The sequence below is a fragment of the Alkaliphilus pronyensis genome (assembly GCF_009017275.1).
Classification (GTDB): Bacteria; Bacillota; Clostridia; order Peptostreptococcales; family Natronincolaceae; genus Alkaliphilus_C; species Alkaliphilus_C pronyensis.
Map to the genome: position 1 here is coordinate 1 of NZ_WBZC01000071.1, position 20,111 is coordinate 20,111.

Annotated in this window: 18 protein-coding genes; 15 read left to right on the forward strand and 3 right to left on the reverse strand. The window is 33.9% G+C overall.

Features of this window, described 5'->3' with window-relative positions; translation table 11 throughout:
* Window positions 1–28: 28 nt before the first annotated feature.
* Both F8154_RS14075 and F8154_RS14080 read right to left on the reverse strand, forming a co-directional pair.
* Window positions 29–1,006 carry an ATP-binding protein gene (locus F8154_RS14075; protein ID WP_151862261.1) on the reverse strand — a complete coding sequence of 326 codons (978 nt, stop codon included), beginning with the start codon at window positions 1,004–1,006 and terminating at the stop codon, window positions 29–31.
* Between the two features lie 11 nt (window positions 1,007–1,017).
* Window positions 1,018–2,079: a DnaD domain protein gene (locus F8154_RS14080; RefSeq protein ID WP_151862262.1), complete on the reverse strand. Its 1,062-nt coding sequence runs from the start codon at window positions 2,077–2,079 to the stop codon at window positions 1,018–1,020.
* A gap of 191 nt (window positions 2,080–2,270) precedes the next feature.
* Here F8154_RS14080 and F8154_RS14085 point away from each other — a divergent pair, with 191 nt between their 5' ends.
* Window positions 2,271–3,764 (forward strand): M1 family metallopeptidase, encoded by a 1,494-nt coding sequence (locus tag F8154_RS14085; protein ID WP_243141265.1) that lies wholly within the window; start codon window positions 2,271–2,273, stop codon window positions 3,762–3,764.
* Between the two features lie 192 nt (window positions 3,765–3,956).
* Window positions 3,957–5,408 carry a peptidoglycan DD-metalloendopeptidase family protein gene (locus F8154_RS14090; protein ID WP_151862263.1) on the forward strand — a complete coding sequence of 484 codons (1,452 nt, stop codon included), beginning with the start codon at window positions 3,957–3,959 and terminating at the stop codon, window positions 5,406–5,408.
* 170 nt (window positions 5,409–5,578) lie between these two features.
* On the opposite strand, the gene F8154_RS14095 is transcribed toward F8154_RS14090, so the two are convergent.
* Window positions 5,579–6,883 (reverse strand): S8 family peptidase, encoded by a 1,305-nt coding sequence (locus tag F8154_RS14095; protein ID WP_192930318.1) that lies wholly within the window; start codon window positions 6,881–6,883, stop codon window positions 5,579–5,581.
* Window positions 6,884–7,081: 198 nt separating this feature from the next.
* On the opposite strand from F8154_RS14095, the gene F8154_RS14100 reads away from it, so the two are divergent.
* The 13 genes from F8154_RS14100 to F8154_RS14155 form a co-directional block, all read left to right on the forward strand.
* The gene (locus F8154_RS14100) at window positions 7,082–7,870 is read left to right on the forward strand and encodes a peptidase MA family metallohydrolase (RefSeq protein WP_151862265.1); all 789 of its coding nucleotides are present in this window, start codon (window positions 7,082–7,084) and stop codon (window positions 7,868–7,870) included.
* A gap of 173 nt (window positions 7,871–8,043) precedes the next feature.
* Window positions 8,044–8,733 (forward strand): response regulator YycF, encoded by a 690-nt coding sequence (gene yycF / locus F8154_RS14105; RefSeq protein ID WP_151862266.1) that lies wholly within the window; start codon window positions 8,044–8,046, stop codon window positions 8,731–8,733.
* Window position 8,734: 1 nt separating this feature from the next.
* Window positions 8,735–9,592, forward strand: a complete 858-nt coding sequence (locus F8154_RS15440; RefSeq protein WP_243141266.1) for a HAMP domain-containing protein — start codon at window positions 8,735–8,737, stop codon at window positions 9,590–9,592.
* A 2-nt stretch (window positions 9,593–9,594) separates the two neighbouring features.
* Window positions 9,595–10,536 carry a sensor histidine kinase gene (locus tag F8154_RS15445; RefSeq protein ID WP_243141267.1) on the forward strand — a complete coding sequence of 314 codons (942 nt, stop codon included), beginning with the start codon at window positions 9,595–9,597 and terminating at the stop codon, window positions 10,534–10,536.
* Between the two features lie 94 nt (window positions 10,537–10,630).
* Window positions 10,631–11,089 carry a hypothetical protein gene (locus F8154_RS14115; RefSeq protein WP_151862267.1) on the forward strand — a complete coding sequence of 153 codons (459 nt, stop codon included), beginning with the start codon at window positions 10,631–10,633 and terminating at the stop codon, window positions 11,087–11,089.
* Between the two features lie 29 nt (window positions 11,090–11,118).
* Complete coding sequence (gene yycH / locus F8154_RS14120) at window positions 11,119–12,540, forward strand: two-component system activity regulator YycH (RefSeq protein WP_151862268.1); 1,422 nt, start codon at window positions 11,119–11,121, stop codon at window positions 12,538–12,540.
* Window positions 12,541–12,554: 14 nt separating this feature from the next.
* Window positions 12,555–13,427: a two-component system regulatory protein YycI gene (gene yycI, locus F8154_RS14125; protein ID WP_151862269.1), complete on the forward strand. Its 873-nt coding sequence runs from the start codon at window positions 12,555–12,557 to the stop codon at window positions 13,425–13,427.
* 238 nt (window positions 13,428–13,665) lie between these two features.
* Window positions 13,666–14,928: a UDP-N-acetylglucosamine 1-carboxyvinyltransferase gene (locus F8154_RS14130; protein ID WP_151862274.1), complete on the forward strand. Its 1,263-nt coding sequence runs from the start codon at window positions 13,666–13,668 to the stop codon at window positions 14,926–14,928.
* 60 nt (window positions 14,929–14,988) lie between these two features.
* Entirely contained in the window at window positions 14,989–15,789 is an 801-nt protein-coding gene (locus F8154_RS14135) for an MBL fold metallo-hydrolase (RefSeq protein WP_151862270.1), read from the forward strand.
* Window positions 15,790–15,819: 30 nt separating this feature from the next.
* Window positions 15,820–17,061, forward strand: coding sequence for a serine protease HtrA (gene htrA, locus F8154_RS14140; RefSeq protein ID WP_243141268.1), 1,242 nt, complete (start codon window positions 15,820–15,822; stop codon window positions 17,059–17,061).
* Between the two features lie 90 nt (window positions 17,062–17,151).
* Window positions 17,152–18,375, forward strand: coding sequence for a MerR family transcriptional regulator (locus tag F8154_RS14145; RefSeq protein ID WP_151862271.1), 1,224 nt, complete (start codon window positions 17,152–17,154; stop codon window positions 18,373–18,375).
* Window positions 18,376–18,491: 116 nt separating this feature from the next.
* Window positions 18,492–19,745, forward strand: coding sequence for an MFS transporter (locus tag F8154_RS14150; protein WP_151862272.1), 1,254 nt, complete (start codon window positions 18,492–18,494; stop codon window positions 19,743–19,745).
* 119 nt (window positions 19,746–19,864) lie between these two features.
* Window positions 19,865–20,111, forward strand: a 247-nt coding sequence (locus F8154_RS14155; RefSeq protein WP_192930319.1) for a 23S rRNA (pseudouridine(1915)-N(3))-methyltransferase RlmH, incomplete at its 3' end; no start/stop codon positions are given.

Below are 20,111 nucleotides of genomic sequence, written 5' to 3' on the forward strand. Positions count from 1 at the left end.
AGATATGGTAATCTTTTTTTGGGTTGTATCACTCTGTTTGCCATCTTAAGTCTCGGCCATAAAATTTCAACACTGTGTACTTTGAAAACAGTCTTGATGCAATTCTATCATCATACCTAAGACCAAAATCCTTAGGAGTTAAATTGGTAGATATTATGGTTTTTTTTCCAGAATGAAGTCTACTATTAATAATATTAAATAGCTCACTATTGGTAAAGGTATTTGTAACCTCTGTTCCCAGGTCATCAATAATTAAAAGATCGGCTGAAAACAGCATATTATACTTATCCTTTTCTTGCTTATTATGAAACCTAATGTCTTCTAGTATTTCAAATATTTTAAAGGCAGTTTGATAAATAACTATTTTTCCTCTATCTAGCAATGCTTTTGCAATACAATTAGCAAGAAAGGTCTTCCCTAAGCCTGTTGGGCCAAAGAATAGAAGATTTTCCTCATTTCTATTATTAAAATTGATAACAAACCCTTCACATACCTGTAATATATTCATCATATTTTCCCTTGGAGTTAAATCCTGTCCTTCAAAGGTCTTATCAGAGAACAAATTTATATTAAATTTATGGAAGTTTTCTTTTTGCAATATATCGTGTAAGTTTGACATAGAATAGGCTTTGTTGATTAATTGCTGCTTAAAACAACTACATTTCTCTCCATTATCTAAAAATCCAGTATCCTTACAGTTATCACAAGAATAATCCTCCTCTAAGTATTGCAGTGGAATGTTGTTTTCTGTCAGTAAAAATGCTTTTTCCTGCTTTAACTCATCTAGTTTATTCTTTAGAATACTAACCAATTCTTCAGGGCTATCGTTTTGGTTAATTATGGATTTAGCAATAGCTATGCCAGACTTACCTATTGCATCATCTATTTCTTTAATACGGGGTATTTTTTTATAAACCTCCTGCAACCTTTGTGATTTTCTTTTCTTTGCCAAAGCCCGCTTGTTATCATATTCTCTTAGTATGCTATTAATTACTTCCTCAATCATAAGTTACACTCCTATCCATTAAACTTCTTTTTTTGGTTTTTGAGTATGATAGCTTCAAGCTCTTCAGCAGAGTATTCATCAAAGCGACTTTCTGAAAGATGAAACTTAGTTTTAACCTTATTATTATTTGATGAGGAAGACCTAGGGCTCTTTTTATCAAGCACAGCTATATCTTCTATTTTTTTTATACCTTTATTATACCAATCTGTTAATATGCTGTTTATATAATTAATATTAGGGTTAGCGGTTTTGCTAGAGCTTTCACAGGCCTTTAATATCATTTCAATTGAATATTGGAACTCGTCAACCCACCTATCAATTATCTTCATATCCGCCTCAGCAGGCTCCCTAGATAAAAAGCCTAGAGCCTTATAAACTCGATCATAAATACCGTATCGCTCCCCCTGCTTAAGTAAGTAGTCCTGAAGATCTTCTACATTATTAATGCCTAAATCATACCAATTACGAATTACAGCACCAACATATTTTATATTTTTAATATTCTTTTTATGCTTACAATAGCTAAAGGCCTTTACAATTAATGGAGGGTCAACATTAAAATTATAAAACCACTCTAATATTTGCTTTTTTTCATTAGGAACTAACGAACGATTGGTTAGCTTATTAATATCTATAAACATTTCTTTAATCTGAGGTATTTGGTTTGCCTCCACCAACTCTTTGGTAGTGAGGGTAAAATCTTCATAGGAGCTATTATCTTTGGTGTCTAATATATGCTTGAAATTATTATTAATATATAACTCCTTTAAATTCACAAATTCCACCGTATAATCAGTTTCCTCTTGATTTGTTGAGAGATGCTTTTTAATGACTTGCTTGCTTTCCCAATAATCCCAAGCTAAAAGAACATCTGATAGTGGAATGTTTAAATGCTTTGCAATTGTCTTATTACTTATTTCCATACTTTTTTGTGGATCACAAGCATACTTATAAGCTAACAGGTATACCTTAACAAAGGTACCATTTGACATAGGCATAAAAACATCAATAAAAATGTTTTCAATAGGGGTATCACCTAAGTCTATCGAAGAAGTACTTTTAATAAAAGCCATTAAGCTCACTCCATTTTTATAAATTCCTTGCTTTATTATACCATAAGACATAATGCATTTCATTCATGTACTTTTTAGGAATGTTATTATTTTAGGTGGGATTGCATGTATTCAATGGACTAAAAAAATATGGAATAATTTAATAAAACAAAAATAATATTTTAGTAGTATATGGTTATAGGAGGGCTATTGTGAATATAAAAAGGAAGATTGTTTCATCATCGCTTGTTTTGGGAATTCTTTTAGCTAGCATTTTTGTTCATAACCATTATTTAGAGGAAGAGTCGGTCATAAATAGACAAGATGATACAAGCCTACCGCTATATAGAATAAATGCAGAATTTAATCCACAGGAAATGACAATTTCAGCTAAACAACAACTGACATTTACAAATAGCCTAGATGATAATTTAGATAGCATTTATTTACATATATATCCTAATACTTTTAGAAATAGAGGAACTGCCCCCTTTGAAGAAAGAGAGCTTACCTCAGTATATCCTAATGGATTTAGTCCAGGCTGGATGGAGATACATAATGTAAAGGTAAAGGGTGATGTCTGCCACTACAAAATTATCGGTACTAATAAGACCATTCTAAGAATCACCTTAAATAAACCATTAAATATAGGAGATACAGCGGATATATCCATAGAATTCACTGTCAAGCTGCCGAATGCCAATACTAGACTAGGCTATGGGGAGGAAACAGTAAATATAAGTAATTGGTATCCTATCCTTTCGGTATACGATACTACAGGCTGGAACCTAGATCCCTACTATTCTATAGGAGACCCATTCTATAGTGAAATGGCTATATATAAGGTTTCTCTAGCAATACCAAAGGATTTTAGTATAGCTGCAACTGGTAATATAATTAAGATGGATGTGGATAAGGATAATGCAACATATTGGATAGAAGCAGATATTGTTAGGGATTTTGCTATGGTACTAAGCAAAGGCTTTGATATTAAAGAAGGGGTTATTAACGACATTACTGTTAATTCTTTTACTTTAGGGGATGAAAAAAAAGAAGAAGCACTACAATATGGTATAGACTCAATAGAAATATTCAACAAGTTATTTGGACACTATCCCTACAAGCAAATATCTATTGTGGCATGTGATTTCTTCTTAGGTGGAATGGAATACCCTAATTTAGTTATGATAAGTAAGAATCTATATGAAATAGAGGAGGATTTTCCTTTAGAATATGTTATTGCCCATGAAATAGCACATCAATGGTGGTATGGCATAGTTGGGAATAATGAGATTATTGAGCCATGGTTAGATGAGGCCTTAACAGAATACTCTACACTAATGTATTTCGAAGAGAAGTATGGAGACCATATAAAGGAGCAGATCTTCGAAAAGATGATAAAAGCCCAATATGAAAACTTTACATCAATAGAGCCAGATAAAGGAGAAGGAATACTTAGGAGCTTAAGAGAGTTTGAAAGCAATTTAGAGTATAGTAGTATAGTATATAGTAAAGGAGCAATGTTCCTGGAGGAGCTAAGAAATAATATGGGTGACGAAGCCTTTTTAGAAGGAATTAGACAGTATTTTAACCAATACAAGTATAAAAATGCAACTACTTTAGACTTTTATGAGTTAATGGAGGCAAACTCAGAAAAAGAGTTAAAGCCACTATTTGAAGAATGGCTAAATATAAAAGTAGAATAATACAGTAAATAATGGATAAAATAAAAAAAATTTAAAAAACATTTGTTTGGACTTGTATCATGCTAATTAGATAGTATATAATAGAAAAAGATTATTACAAATATGTTACAAAACAAATATCAATTAGGCTACAAAAAGCAAAAGGGGTAAACTAGTCAAAGTATTAAAAGGCCTATACTTTGAGAGGGGATTATGTTTATGAGCCGTAGGGTTAAGATGATATTCCAAAAAAAAGCTAAAGACCTACTTAGGCTAATTAGCTATCATGGAAGAATGCTAGGTGAGAAGTTTAGATTACATAAAAATCAAAAACTTATTGTTATTGCTGCCTCTATATTAGTGACAGTAATACTGGGTGGGGGATTAATGCTAAACCACTTAGCCAATAAAGCCTTGCTTGCTTATGAGATTGAGCTGGAGGGTAGACCTCTGGCGATAGTAAGAACACAAGAGGAGTTTTGGAGTGCCTTTGATGAAGCAAAAGAGCAGGTGAAAAGTCAATATCAACAGGATATAAACTTTACCGATGATATACAGATTAATAAAGTTAGTGCCGACGATGAAAATATTACTCCACATGGAGAGATAATTATAAATGTTATAAATAGGCTAGATATTAAAGTAAGCTCAGTTGCCATTTATGTAAATGGAGAAGAAATAATACAGTTAAGGGATAAGAAAACAGCTGAAGAAGTATTGGAAGAGCTAAAGACACCCTATGTAGATGAGGAAAATCAAAATTACACAGCAATCGACTTTAAGGAAAATGTAGAATTGGTGGAAATATTTACAGACGCTGGTGTAATAAGAACAAAAGAGGATGCTTTAAGCCTTATATCAAAGGGGACTGATGAAGAAAGGATCCACCAGGTACAAAAAGGTGAAAGCTCTTGGTCTATTGCAAGAAAGTATGACTTAACTGTTGAAGACATAGCCAAAGCTAATCCAAACATAAACACAGAGAAGCTACAGATTGGTCAAGAGATTAGTCTTATAGTACCAAAGCCATATATATCTATTATTACTAAGGAGTATGCAGAAATAGTTGAGGCTATACCATATGAAACAGAGTATGAAACCACAGATTCCCTTTATACAGGAGATAGAAAAATAGTTGTTCAAGGTATAGAAGGTATGCGGGAAGTAAAGGCATATATTATAAAAGAAAATGGGGTTGAGGTTGACAGAGATATAGTTCAAGAAACTGTATTATCTGAGCCTAAAACAAGGGTTATCGCAGAGGGAACAAAGCCAAGACCTAAAACAATGGCGACGGGGGTTTTTTCCAATCCCACTAGAGGAAGGCTAACCTCTGGATTTGGCTCAAGATGGGGAAGACGCCATAATGGTATAGACATTGCAGCCAAAACAGGAACCAGTATCTTGGCAGCAGATGGAGGTAAAGTTACCTTTTCTGGACGAAACGGGGGATACGGAAATTTAGTAATTATAGATCATGAAAACGGTTATCAGACCTATTATGCCCATTGCAATGCGCTACTTGTATCTGAAGGAGATAGAGTCCATAAAGATCAAAAAATTGCAACGGTAGGAAGCACAGGTAACAGTACAGGTCCACATCTACACTTCGAAGTTAGAAAGGATGGTACACCTGTTAATCCACTAAGCTTTGTAAAATATTAAATATAAGAAGCGTGACAACATGTCACGCTTAAAATTTTTTTTGAATTAATTATCTCAGCGGCGTTACTACCACTCCCGCTTCTTAAGCGGGAGATAAGTGCCGCCAAGCTTCGAAATAAGTGCAACTAGAGTTCAGGTGGAGTTAAAACTCCATCTGAACTAAGTTTTCTTTATAGTATTAAAACCAATATCACAATAAAAATTACAAAATACCAGCTTTGAAATCCAGAGTGCATATTCTTATAGCTGTTATCATAGTTAGGAGAACTGTTTTCAGGCTTTTTGGGCTTTGGTGATGGGCTAACACTGTTTAGTATTTTGCGAATATCCAACAGGCCAGAGCCCTGTTCTTGGTTAGGTAAGCCTAATGAATTTGCAGTATTTGTAATGACTGACTTTATTTGATTAGGACTATAGGAGGGATTATTTTCATATAATAAAGCTGCACAGCCTGCCACAACAGGAGTTGCCATAGATGTACCACTTAAAGCAATATACCCATTACCATCATTACTAAGTGAATTAATACCCACACCTGGCGCTATTACATCTGGTTTTGTATAGCCATCGGGAGTAGGACCTCTACTGGAGAAATCTGCAATTGTTATAGAGGATAGGTCGCTACCGTTGCGATCGTCACATGCCCCTACAGATATTATGTTGGGACTTATGGCAGGAGAATCAATTGTTGATTTTTTAGGACCATTATTGCCAGCAGCTCCAACCACTGTAATACCATTTCTAACTGCAGCATCCACAGCCTTACAGAGAGGATCCTCTTGATATGTTGACTTAGCTTTAGTACCTAAGGATAAAGTTAATACCCTAATTTTATACTTTTCTTTATTATCTATAGCCCACTCAATACCTGCTATAACGTCTGATACGCTACCGCCCCCATCTTCATCTAAAACCTTTACTCCAACTAAATTTGCATCAGGTGCTATACCTATATATTTACCCCTAGATGAAAAGCCATTTCCAGCAATTATTCCAGCAACGTGGGTTCCGTGTCCATCGTCGTCATAGGGGTTAGCCTGATTACCAACAAAATCCTTAAAGCCAATAATTCTATTTGTAGGACGCACTAAATCATTATGTGGGTATATTCCTGTATCTATTACAGCAACAGTTACATCCTTACCAGTTAGTCCATACTCATTGGCATAGTCAGACCCTACTGTAACAGTTGCAATATCCATTAGCTTATAGGCCCTATCGTCGAGATGTATTTTTTCTATAAATCGATCTCTAGCAACTGACTTTACACCTACAGTTGGCATATATGCAGCTACTGCATTTATTAACTTCAGCTTATGCTTTATTTTGCCTCCCATTTTAATAATAAACTCCTCAAGCTCATCACATTCACAGTCCTTAGCTGAAATTATTACGGGTAGCTCCTCTTCATCAGTTTCTGAAACCATTAACCTTTCTGCAACAAGGTCTTCCATAATATTTCTATATCCAAACACAAAAGAGACCTCCTTTATCTTCATTCTAATATAGATTATGCTTTAGGCCCAAAAAAGTGATAGAAATATGAGGAAATAGAAGGGGAAAGGGGTTATGTAAAATATGTAAGGCACTTACCGATGGAAGTTTACATAAAGTTGTGATATACTATTAGTGTTCTATCTCATACATATCTCAAATTAAAGGGGGAGATAGCTATGAGAAGGCTAATGGAAAGCAAAAAGAAGATTATTGCAACTGCAGTTATTACAGTATTAATTTTAGGTGTTTTTTTATCTATATCTTCAATGGCTGCAATATACAGACCAGCCTTAAGAGAAGTTGAATATCAGTATGTATCATATCACATAAGGGATTATCAGGTTATTGAAACAGAGAACTATATTATTCGACATCCTGGCTTCGATGAAGAGCTACTAAGCTATATTGTTAAAACAGCAGAAGACAAATATATTGCAGCAACAGAAGTATTTAATTATAAGCCTAAAGAAAAGGTTAGAATGGTCTTATATAATGACTTAGATGAAATGATGGATGCCACAATGCTAAGGAAAGGAAACCCACCTATGGGGGTTTATTATGGCAACACTATTCATATATCTAATCCACTGATATGGTTTAGTGAAGAGGAATACAAGGAAGGGTTTTATAGAGAAGGTCCAATACTTCACGAATTGGTACACCTATTAACAGATCATATTGCAAATGGAAACTTTCCCACTTGGTTTACTGAAGGTGTAAGCCTTTATATGGAATACCAGGTAGATAAATATCAATGGGGCTATGAGCTGTCAGGTGCAGAGGTTGATTTTTCAATCGAAGAACTAACTCATGATTTTCATCAATTAAATCAGTATAGGGCCTATGCAAAATCCTTTAGGTTAGTATCAGGCTTTGTAGACAAATATGGTTTAGAGGAGCTACTTTTGATAATTGAAAAGCTAGGAGAAGGGGAAAAGTTTAGCAATTATAAAAATCTATTTTAGAATGATTTATATGTTAATAAGGAGCTATTCATTAATAGGGCTCCTGACTACATAATTTGCTTAGCTATTATATATTTATTAACTGGTTAAAAAATTATATATCAATGCAGGAATTCTGCATTAAAAAATAGAATGATAATGAAATAAATTACAATTTAAGGTGGTATTAAGTAATGGAGAAAAAAATTCTTTTAGTTGAAGACGAAAGGCCTATATCGGAAATTGTGAAATTCAACCTGGAAAAAGAGGGATATCAGGTAGATGTTGCCTTTGATGGAGAAGAAGCTTTAAATAAGGTTAGCAAATTTACCCCTGACTTAATATTATTAGATGTAATGTTACCTAAAGTTGATGGATTTCAAGTTTGTAGGAAGATACGGGAAAGCTTCTCAATGCCTATTCTAATGCTAACAGCTAAAGAGGAAGAGCTAGATAAGGTATTAGGCTTAGAAATGGGAGCTGACGACTATATCACTAAGCCATTTGGTATGCGGGAGCTTTTAGCTAGGGTTAAAGCCAATTTAAGAAGAAATGAAATAACAAGTACTGGTAAAACTGGTGATATTATAACCTCCGGATTGCTTTCAATAGATTTTAATAGATATGAAGTAAAAAAAGAAAAGAATGTAATAGAATTGACCTCAAGGGAATTTGAGCTTTTACGATTTTTAGCTACCCAGGCAGAACAAGTTTTTACAAGGGAGCAGCTTTTAAAAGAGGTATGGGGATACGAATATTATGGTGATATACGTACAGTCGATGTTACTATTAGAAGGTTACGGGAAAAAATAGAAGACAACTCCAGTAGTCCGAAATTTATTATGACAAAGAGAGGAGTCGGATACTACTTTAGGAGGGCGTAGAATGTTTAAGAGTATAAGATGGAAATTTATTGTCATCTATTTTCTACTGGTCTTTATAGCCATGATAATAATTGGAATATTCATGATTCAACAATTTGAACAGTATCATTTAGAGGTAGTAAGCAACAACCTTACTTCTACGGCAGATGCTGTTATGGCTACCTTAAGGGAAAACCAATGGCATAAAAATAAGAAGGATATTCAGGAGGATATTTCGGCCTATGAGAGAATGGGCATGGAAATATATATAATTGACAAAGACATAAACTTTACAATAGTATCCAGTACTAACTCATATTACTTAAATCATAATGCTTCAGAAATATTAGAGAGTGATTTAATAATTGGTGTTTTCAGTGGTAAAGAGTTCTTAGAGAAGGACATAACACCAAAGTACGGAAGCAAAAGCTCAAAAAACATTGCCTATCCCCTATACGACGAGCATAGTAGGATTATAGGTGCCATATATCTAAGAAGTGACCTTTCTGATATTTATAGAACTCTCGATGACTCTAAGGATATATTGATACGAGCCACCTTTCTAGCGTTGTTCATAACAGTTGTTTTAGGCTATTTTATTGCAAAAAGTATTACTGGACCTATAAATGATGTTACTATTAAGGCGGAAAAAATGGCTAGAGGTGATTTTAATCAAGTTGTTGAAGCAAAATCTGATGATGAAATAGGGCAATTAGCCAATATGTTTAATTTTCTAACTGCAAGACTTAGGACAGTACTACAGGAAATGTCCAGTGAAAAGCAGAAGATGGATACGATTATAACCTATATGGCGGATGGAATAATTGCTGCAACTGCAGAAGGAACTATTATACATGCAAACCCAAAGGCTAGGCTATAGAAATGCTAAAAACAGATGAAGAAAGCATAAAGAGTAAGAATTTTGATGAAGTCTTTAGTCACATAAACGACAAGCTAGCAATCAGTAAAATTAAACAAAGTGGAAGTGACTGTTCCGGTAGTCAAGTTCTTTTCATGGATGAGGGAGTTATCCTTAGAGCTAATTATGCACCATACAGAGCTAACAAAGGTGACTTTGGAGGAATAATCGTCCTACTCCAAGACGTTACAGAGGAAGAAAGACTAGAAAATATGAGGAGAGAATTCGTAGCAAATGTCTCCCACGAGCTTAAAACTCCACTAACAACTATTAAAAGCTATACTGAAACTTTGTTAGATGGAGCTGCTGATAATCATCAGCTACTAATTAGGTTTTTAAAGGTGATTGAAACGGAAGCAAACAGGATGTCTAGACTAGTAAGGGATCTTTTACAATTATCAAACCTAGATTTTCAGCAAGCAAAGTGGAATAAGAAGCCTACAGAAGTTAACCAACTAATAGATAAAACCGCCCAAAAGCTTGAGGTATACGCCCATAATAAACAGCAAAAGCTTGAATTACAGCTATTAGATGAAGAGGTATATGTGTATGGAGATGAGGATAGGCTCGAACAGGTGCTACTAAATATATTAAGTAATTCAATCAAGTACACCCCAAACAATGGAAAGATAGTTATAAAACTAATTAAAATGTGTCAGGATATAACTATGGAAATTCAAGATAACGGAATAGGTATTCCCGAAGCAGATATGCCTAGAATATTCGAACGCTTTTATCGTGTTGACAAGGCTAGATCCCGTGAAATGGGAGGCACAGGTCTTGGCTTAGCTATAGCTAAAGAGATAATCGAGGTACATGATGGAGAAATAAGAATCATAAGTAGCGAAGGAGAGGGAACACTAGTAGTAATAACCTTGCCAATACTACATGAAAATGATGTGTAATTAATTCTTAATTCTCTTGTAATACTGTTGTAATATTTATTTATTATAATAATGCTATCGACATGAGAATAGGCATTTTCGGGAGGAATTGTTAATGATAAAAAGACTATTATATTGTACAGCTTTTGTTCTATTAATTATAGGATTTACTAGCATATCTGCCTTTGGAAATGAGACAGATGAAAAGCTTCAGGTAATAACTCCAGATAGAAATATTACCACTGATAATACTGAGTTAATGTTTGAAATTACTGCCCCTGAAGGAACAAAGGTTTTTATTCAGGTTTATCATAATAATAGCATTGATAAGAGCAAAGAGAATTATGTTGTCGCTGGTGATGCGATAGAGCTGGAAATTGGTGCATTTGGAAGAGGGTGGCAGGAGGTTCCCCTAAGAAGAGGAAAGAATAAAGTGGAGATTAAAGGGGTATATTCAGATGACTCACATGATACAATTACTAGGATAATAACAGTTCAAGAATTAAAGGAAGTAAAGGAAATATTCGAGAAAAAAGTAAGTGAGCCCGATATATTACAGAATATAATAAAATAAAGCTATGACTAATTGATGGAGTGAGTTTAATGAGTAGGGAGAGACTTAAAACCATAGTCTTATCTATATTAGTAATAATGAGCATATTATTAACCCATCAAATTTGGCTATACTCTCCTAACGAGGTATTAACTTCTAAAGCCTTAAGTAACAAGTCACATACACTTGAGATTAGAGAAAATATAATTTCCCCTAAAAGGATTATATTAGGATTTGGTGGAGGAATTCAAAGTGGATTTTCTACTATACTATCACATAATGAAATGGAAGAAGTATGGCAGTATAGCAGGAGGGTTTTAGAGGACTATTTTATTCTTGAGCCTGAAATAACTGAAATATCTGCTGAAGATTATACTGAGTATATGGGATTAAGACATGTAGAACTAGAATTTGGAGATAACATTTCTTCAGTTTTAGTTTCTTCTATTTTTAACAATATTGATAGTAAAATTGTAAGAAATATAAGAGAGATTAATAAAATATTAATCCCTTCTATTAACAAAGGTTCAATCTTTATAGTTGGTAAAGACAACAACACCTTTGAGATTAAGCTTAAGGACTATGTTGAAGATAAAAGCATAAATGACTTTATGATTGAATATGAAGCTAATGGTTTTATTAAATATTATCGACTATTTAGCTTTGTTGATAACTATACTTTAATGCCACCTAATTTTTATACCCAATTACCAAAATTAACTGTGGAGAGTGTTTTGGATGTTGAGAAGGATCAGGTGCTTCAGCATCAAACGGAAATATTTTTCGATAGAAACCTAGATTTTGTTCGTATTATTAAAGAAACAAACGGAGCAGTAGTTTTTCTATATGGATATGGTGAGAAGACACTGAGAATAAGTCCTACAGGAAGACTTGAGTATAATGAAGAAATATCTAATGAATCTAGTACAAATGTTATTGCTGCACTGGATACAGCTATAGACTTTATTGATAGTCATGGAGTTATACCTAAGACTGCATACTTAGCCGAGGCTAAGCAAATAAAGAAGGGAAACAGCAGTGGATATTATTTTGGCTTCAACTATTTTATAGATGGATATCCCGTAGCCATTTCATCAAAAAATATGAAGTATCCAATTGAGATAGAGGTTTTTGGAAACTGTATTAGCAGCTACAAAAGCTTTGTTAGAACTCCTATGCTTTTACCTAATATTACAAGATTAGAGCCAATTAGACCACCTCATAAGGTTATTGAGAGCAATATTGATATTTTTGAGATTGATACTGTAAAGGATGGAAATCTGCTTGAAGAAATGAATAAAAACAATGAAATTCTGAGAAGAATTAATTCCATTCAGATGGTATACTTTGATACTATGGAGGAAAAAAGAAGGCAGATTGTTGTACCAGCATGGCAAATAAAAGTTAATAATCAAGTATATTATTTTGATAGCTATAAGGGTCAACTGCTTTATAAAGAAGCCTTCAACTAACTGGTGGTGAGAAAATGGACTGGGCAAAAGCAAAAAACATATTGATAGTGGCTTTTATAGTTACTAATTTACTTCTAATGTATAATATAAGTGCAGGTTTATTCCAACAGGAGGACCTAAAGCTAATTAATGATGAATATATAAAGGAAGTTAAGGATTTACTAAATGATTATGGGGTTAAGCTGGAAACGACTATCCCAAAGGAAATAGTTTCGTTGCAATTACTGGACTTTAAGTACCGTGACTTTAATAACAAGGCAACTATTAATAGCTTTTTAGGCAATACCTACGAGGTTAAAGACAATATTTACAGAACAGAAAATAAACAGCTAACATTTGAAAGTAATAAAATACTTAAGTACAAAAGCTTTAATGAAGAAGTATTAAGCTTTGGCATAAATGAAGAAGAGGCTATTTTATTAAGCTCTGAGTTTTTAAAAGAGCATAATCTTCTTAATGATAATATTAAGCTAAAGCAGGTTTATTTCGGCACTATACAGGAATATGACGATGCACCACTATATAAGCTTGTATATAATCAATCCTATAGAAGTAGATTTCTTGGTGAAAGCTACGTATATGTTTACGTTAATCATAGAGGTGTAATAGGTCTTGAAGCAATGCTACTTTCCCATGAAAAAACACAACCAAAGAGAAAAAGAACTACAACCGCAGCAGAGGCATTGCTTAGAAAAATGAATGATATTCTTGAGGACAATGAAGGAAAAGAAGTAATAATAACTGATATAGAGCTCGGCTATTACTTAAATCCCTATGATATCCAGCTCACAAACTGGAAGAACGTTGAGTCAGGCACAGCCCTTCCTACTTGGAAGATAACATTAAAAAATGGAAAGATATATTATGTAGATGCACTTAAAAATTGAATTTTTTAATATTTATAGCAGGATTTTTTTAATAAAAGGAGAAAAAGTACAATGGACTTTTTCTTTTTTTTAAAATAGTATATAGTTATTTATTACCAATTACAACTGGGTTACAAATATTAATATTAATGCTATAATAAATTAATGCAAATTTTAAAAATTTATGGGCTAATACATTATTATATATATGAAAATACAATAGAGGGTGGTGGCTAGTTGGCATATGTCAACGATCATTATGAATAAAAAACTCGTTATAGAAGGTGGAAGTAAACTACAGGGTAGTGTAAGTATAAGTGGGTTTAAGAATTCTGCTATTGCTATAATTCCTGCAGCCTTACTAGCAGGAGACAACTGTATAATAGATAACCTACCAAACATTAGCGATGTTAAGGTGTTGGCAGGTATCCTTAAGAGCTTAGGAGCTACAGTTATAGATAAAGGAAATAATACACTAGAAATTGACTCAAGAAATATTACTTCATGCTCCTATGCAGACTATGAAGTGGCAAAGGATATAAGAGCATCCTACTACCTTTTGGGGGCTGGACTGGGTCGCTTTAAAAGGGCTGTCGGTGTTTATCCAGGGGGCTGTTCAATTGGAAGCAGACCTATAGATCAGCATATCAAAGGGTTTGAAGCGATGGGAGCAAAAGTTTCAATAGAGCATGGCTTAGTTACTGTAGAGGCAGAAAAGCTAGTAGGAGCCGAAATATATCTTGATGTAGTTAGTGTCGGTGCAACAATAAATATAATGCTGGCTGCCACCATGGCAGAAGGAAATACTATTATAGAAAATGCAGCCAAAGAGCCCCATATTGTAGATGTGGCTAACTTTCTCAACTGTATGGGAGCCGATATTAAAGGAGCAGGAACAGATGTAATAAAAATTAAAGGGGTTAAAGAGCTAAAGGGATGTAATCATACTGTTATTCCAGATCAAATTGAGGCAGGTACCTACATGATTGCCGCTGCAGCCACTAAAGGTGATGTAATTATCAATAACGTTATACCTAAGCATTTAGAGGCTATTACTGCTAAGCTTAAGGAAATGGGAGTTGATGTTATAGAAAATGGAGAATCTCTCAGGGTTGTTGCCTCCAATACATTAAAAAGTGTTAGTGTTAAAACCCTTGTATACCCTGGCTTTCCCACAGACCTACAGCAACCAATGACAAGCCTATTAACCAAAGCAAAGGGTAATAGTATTGTTACTGAAACCATATATGACGGAAGATTTAAATATGTTGATGAGCTAAAACGTATGGGTGCTAACATAAAAGTAGAAGGCCGTGCTGCTGTTATCTATGGAGTTAACAGGCTATCAGGGGCTAAGGTTTCAGCGTGTGATTTAAGAGCGGGCGCAGCATTAGTAGTTGCAGGCTTAGTTGCAGATGGAGTTACAGAAATAGAAAATGTACATTATATTGATAGAGGGTATGATAAACTTCATGAAAAGCTTCAAGGACTGGGTGCAAAAATTAAGAGAATAAATGAGTAAATAATGCACACCAGAGGGTGTGCATTATTTAAATTAATCATAAAATTGGAGGCAGTTATAATGGCAATACGTTTTTGTTCATTAGCTAGTGGAAGCAGTGGAAATTGTCATTTTATTAGTGATAATCAAGAGTTTTTATTGGTCGATGCAGGCCTAAGTGGTAAAAGAATACAAGGAAAGCTATTGGAAATAGATGTTGATCCTCACAAGCTGACAGGATTATTAATTAGCCACGAGCATAATGATCATATCCATAGTGCAGGCATCTTATCAAGGAGATTTAATATACCTATTTATGCAAATGAAGGAACCTGTAGGGGCATGGCGGGTAAGCTGGGAAAAGTATGTGAAGGTAATATTAAAGTTTTTGAAACAGGAAAGCCATTTAGTATTAATAGCTTTGATATTACCCCCTACTCTATATCCCACGATGCAAATGACCCAGTTGGATTTAGTATTAAAAATAATAACATTAAAATTAGCATCACTACTGATTTAGGCTACTTTAGTGATGAGATAATTAATCATATTAAGGACTCTGACTTAGTTGTTCTTGAATCTAATCATGATGAAGAGATGCTAAAGGTAGGAAGCTACCCCTATTACTTAAAAAGAAGAATTTTATCTAAAATAGGACATTTATCCAACGAAGCAGCAGCCCAAGCTATAGTTAGCCTAGTAAAAAACAATGTCACTAGGGTAATGCTGGCACACTTAAGTAAAGAAAACAATTTTCCGGAGCTTGCGATGGAAACAACAAATAATGCATTAGCATTAAACAAAATGATTATTGGGAAGGATGTAGAAATTGGTTTAGCCCATAGAGATAGGGTAAGTAATTTATATGAGTTTAGTAAATAATAAGTTAATGTTAATGAATGGAGGGAGACTATGAATCATCACGATAATGATAATAATTTAAATAATTATAATGATGAAAAACACAGTGAGTCAACCAATACTCCAGCTTCAAAGCATGATATGACCAACCACTACACTGGCTCAGGCTATAATAATTTTTATGGGAATAGACAACAAAAACCCAAGACATTTCGATATTTCATAGTACTATTAATTGGTGTGTTTCTGGGAAGTGCCATAAGCTTATCGCTTACCTACTATTACTTGCCTCAAATGTTGACAATGCGAGGAGTTAGAAGCTTTGATGGACAACCAATTAAAATAGAAGCACAACAGGACTTAACAGTATACTCGGCAGTAGCAAGAAAGGCAATGCCCTCTGTAGTAGGAATTACTACAGTAACATTACAACGGGATGCCTTCTTTGGCACCCAAAGGAAAATACCTAGCCTTGGTACTGGAGTTATAGTAGATGAGAGGGGATACATATTAACAAACTCCCATGTTGTTGGAGATGGTAACGTTGAAGAGATAATGGCTATTCTTTATGATGGAGAGAAGGTTCCTGCCGAGGTAATATGGAATGACAGGAGCTTAGATTTAGCAGTTATAAAGGTTGAAGGTACAGGTCTTCCAGTTGCAGAGCTTGGAGATAGTGACAAACTTGAGGTTGGAGAAATAGCCATTGCTATTGGAAATCCACTAGGACTTAATTTTGAAAGAACCATAACACAAGGAATAGTAAGCGGACTTAATAGAACTATTCCCTTAGATGGAAATGAAACCATTGAAAATCTAGTACAGACAGATGCATCTATTAATCCTGGCAACAGTGGAGGACCACTGTTAAATGCACAGGGGCAGGTTATAGGTATTAATACTGCCAAAATTAGATCAGGAGAAGGACTTGGCTTTGCAATTCCAATTAATACTGCAAAACCTATAGTGGACCAAATAATAGAAAAGGGCGAGTTTACTAGAGTGTATTTAGGTATTAGAGGGGTTAACATTGATGTATTTGAAAGCATTACAGGAGTTAACCTACAGGCAGATCAAGGTGTGTACATAGCAGAAATATTAGCTGACTCACCAGCAGATAAGGCAGGGCTAAGGTCTGGTGATGTTATTATAAAAATACAGGGTAATGAGGTTAAAGCAATGGGGAGCCTGCAAAGAGAGCTGTATAAATATAGGCCTGGAGATAAAGTAAATGTCACTGTATTAAGAAATGGTAAAGAAGAAACCTATGAAATTGTTTTTGCTAATGATTAAGCTGGGCTAATTGCCCAGCTTTTATATCAACCGTATTACTAATAAAGCTACATGGTATAATTATTAATAATGAACTAATAAGGTGATAAGATGAAAATAGGCATGTTTGCAAAAAACAATAATTTAACTATCGACTCAGTGCGTCACTACATGGAGCTTGGGCTAATCATACCTGTAAAAGAGGGCGGACATTATGACTTCGATATTAGGTGTCAACAAGATTTACATGATATTTTAAGTCTAAAAGACATGGGATTCAGCTTAAAGGAGATAAAAACTATATTCAAGTATAAGCGCCTAGGAAGGCTTATGCCCTACGAAAAGGACGAGTATTATAAAACACTATTTATTAATAAGCTGGAGGACTTAAGTAAAGAAATTGACACACTAATAAAATATAAGAAAAAACTAGAAGACAAACTTAAGGAGACAGCAGATACAAAAGGCAATGACTATAAAATAGGAGTTAGCTTTAAAGCTTTAGATATATTACGCTGTCAAAAATGCTGGAGCAAATTAATGCTTATTGATGGAAGGGTAGAAAACAATCAAATAATGGATGGTAGACTTCAATGCAGTTGTGGAAATCAGTATATTATAGAATCTGGTGTTCTCAAAATAGCAGCTGTAGAAAGCCAAAACAAACAAGATTATAAAGAAAATTACATTAATAATATAAGGGATTACATTAATAACACAGATGATGGGTATTTAGATAACCTTAGTAAAGGAAAAGAATGGGTATTTAAGAAAGTTGACTTTCAAAGTTTTAATGGTAAAGTACTAATGGAGCTAGGAACAGGTTTTGGTTATTTTTTAAGATACATATATAATGACCTGCCAGAGAATTGCTTATATATTGCTGTTGACCACGATACTAATAAACTCAGGTTCTTAAAAAGAATTTTAGAAAAAACAGGCTACAAGAAGAACATATTGTTTATATCCGCAGATTTTCTTAATATACCAATCAAAAAACAATGCATTGATATACTGTTAGACCTATCAGGAACCAGTAATTATAGCTTCGAAAACAGTGAATTTCTGCTTAATCTAACTAATCACTATGTTAAAGAAAGTGGTTATTTATTAGGCTCCTACATTCTGTTTAAAAACTTCAGTCCAAATAGCTTAATAAAAAAGCCCTATCGCAACAATTTTCTTTTGGAAAGTATTAAAAACTCAATAGCAAAACTTAATTATCAACCAATAGATGAGCTGATTTCAGACTATATTGAAAAAGGAGGAAAGCACGAAAGCTATTTCGTTAAAGGGGAAAAAATATTCTTTTATATTTATTATGGAAAAAGGTAGGGTTAACCCTATGTTTTGTGAAAAATTAGCTACTTTTTTATAATATTTAATATTGATGTTGTCATTACACCATCCTATAAAGTTGTGTTAAAGATATAACAATAGGAGTGATTAAAATGACAACTTCGCAAAAAGAAATGTTTAATGGCTATGATAAAAGAGAAATAGCAAATATCGGACTTTTTTCATTAGGAAAATTTATCTCTATATTTGGAAGCTCAATATATACTTTTGCAGTAGGACTTTATATTCTACAGCAAACTGGTTCAGGACTAAGCTTTGCCACTACGTTAGTATTAGGAACTATACCGATGGTTCTAATAAACCCCTTTGCAGGAGTTCTAGCAGATAGAATTAACAAAAAGAAGCTAGTAGTAGCAATGGATATATTGAACGGAGCACTTTTGTTGGCAGTTTACTATATAAGCCTACTTTGGGGAGTTAAGCTAACAATAATTTATTTTAGTACCTTTTTAATATCAGTATTTACATCAATATTTTCCGTTAGTATAGAAACAGCTAAGCCCAATATGGTAACAAATAAAAGGTTAATGAATATAAACTCAGTAAGTAAGAGTATAGACTCCCTATCAGGCATACTTGGCCCAATGATTGGGGGAATAGTCTTTGTATCTGTTGATATTACTCATTTCATACTATTTAATGGCTTATCCTTCATTTTTTCAGGCATATTAGAATTATTTATAGATTTTAAATATAACCCAGTTAAAGCACCTAAAGGTAACAGGGGCATACACTTTAAAAAAGATATAAAAGAAGGATTAAGGTATATAAAAGAAAATGAAAGCATAGCAAAATTAACTGGCACCTTCGTGTACTTGAATTTCTTTATAGGATTATCAATTACTATACCACTACCATTTATAATAACTGAAGCACTAGCTTTAAACTCCAGCTACTATGGTATCATTCAAGGAGGCTTCCCTATTGGTATGATTATTGGTGCATTAATGGTTAAGACAATAAGCCAAAAAACTCCCTACAAAAGGCTATTGAAAATTATGTGCTTTATCATTTCAGCATTAATGATTCTTATAGGAGTACCCGTACTGTTATCAGAGTTACAATTGCCACATACCTACTACCTCCTATACTACAGTACTATCTCAATACTTATTGGCTGTGCCATCGCTTTAGTTGATATACCAATTTTACATCAGCTACAAACCACAATACCAGAAGAGTACAGAGGCAGAGTTTTAAGCATTGGTATAGCTATTAGCAAAGCAGTATTGCCAATTGCATTAATATCGTCAGGAATACTTGTGAATCATTTGCCAGCAACTATACTACCTATCACTGGAGGTTTTCTTTTGTTTATTACTAACAAAACTGTTTATAGAGATTAGAGTAACATAAAACGCAAACAGCATTAATCAACAGTATAAATTCTAAAGCTACCCTAAGTTGAATAAATTCATAACTTAGGGTAAAATTTATATAATCAATACTAAGGATGGTGAACCCTATGAACATTACTATCATTGCGGTAGGTAGGCTTAAAGAAAAGTATTTAAAATTAGGTGTTCAAGAATATTCAAAACGACTATCAAGGTACTGTAAATTAAATATTATTGAAGTATCAGACGAAAAAGCGCCTGAAAACCTAAGTGAAGCAGAGGTAAAAGCAATTAAAGACAAAGAGGGAGAAAAAATGGGCTTCGAGGAATGTATACTACCTAAGCGTAATAGATCAAAGGTGGGGACCTCAAGAA

What these genes read in the sequence shown, in the direction of transcription:
- F8154_RS14100 (WP_151862265.1), top strand. Translation starts at nt 7,082, where the DNA reads ATGAGAAGGCTAATGGAAAGCAAAAAGAAGATTATTGCAACTGCAGTT.
- F8154_RS14130 (WP_151862274.1), top strand. Translation starts at nt 13,666, where the DNA reads ATGAATAAAAAACTCGTTATAGAAGGTGGAAGTAAACTACAGGGTAGT.
- F8154_RS14135 (WP_151862270.1), top strand. Translation starts at nt 14,989, where the DNA reads ATGGCAATACGTTTTTGTTCATTAGCTAGTGGAAGCAGTGGAAATTGT.
- F8154_RS14090 (WP_151862263.1), top strand. Translation starts at nt 3,957, where the DNA reads ATGTTTATGAGCCGTAGGGTTAAGATGATATTCCAAAAAAAAGCTAAA.
- F8154_RS14075 (WP_151862261.1), bottom strand. Translation starts at nt 1,006, where the DNA reads ATGATTGAGGAAGTAATTAATAGCATACTAAGAGAATATGATAACAAG.
- yycF (WP_151862266.1), top strand. Translation starts at nt 8,044, where the DNA reads ATGGAGAAAAAAATTCTTTTAGTTGAAGACGAAAGGCCTATATCGGAA.
- F8154_RS15440 (WP_243141266.1), top strand. Translation starts at nt 8,735, where the DNA reads ATGTTTAAGAGTATAAGATGGAAATTTATTGTCATCTATTTTCTACTG.
- F8154_RS14150 (WP_151862272.1), top strand. Translation starts at nt 18,492, where the DNA reads ATGACAACTTCGCAAAAAGAAATGTTTAATGGCTATGATAAAAGAGAA.
- htrA (WP_243141268.1), top strand. Translation starts at nt 15,820, where the DNA reads ATGAATCATCACGATAATGATAATAATTTAAATAATTATAATGATGAA.
- F8154_RS14080 (WP_151862262.1), bottom strand. Translation starts at nt 2,079, where the DNA reads ATGGCTTTTATTAAAAGTACTTCTTCGATAGACTTAGGTGATACCCCT.
- yycI (WP_151862269.1), top strand. Translation starts at nt 12,555, where the DNA reads ATGGACTGGGCAAAAGCAAAAAACATATTGATAGTGGCTTTTATAGTT.
- F8154_RS15445 (WP_243141267.1), top strand. Translation starts at nt 9,595, where the DNA reads ATGCTAAAAACAGATGAAGAAAGCATAAAGAGTAAGAATTTTGATGAA.
- F8154_RS14115 (WP_151862267.1), top strand. Translation starts at nt 10,631, where the DNA reads ATGATAAAAAGACTATTATATTGTACAGCTTTTGTTCTATTAATTATA.
- F8154_RS14145 (WP_151862271.1), top strand. Translation starts at nt 17,152, where the DNA reads ATGAAAATAGGCATGTTTGCAAAAAACAATAATTTAACTATCGACTCA.
- yycH (WP_151862268.1), top strand. Translation starts at nt 11,119, where the DNA reads ATGAGTAGGGAGAGACTTAAAACCATAGTCTTATCTATATTAGTAATA.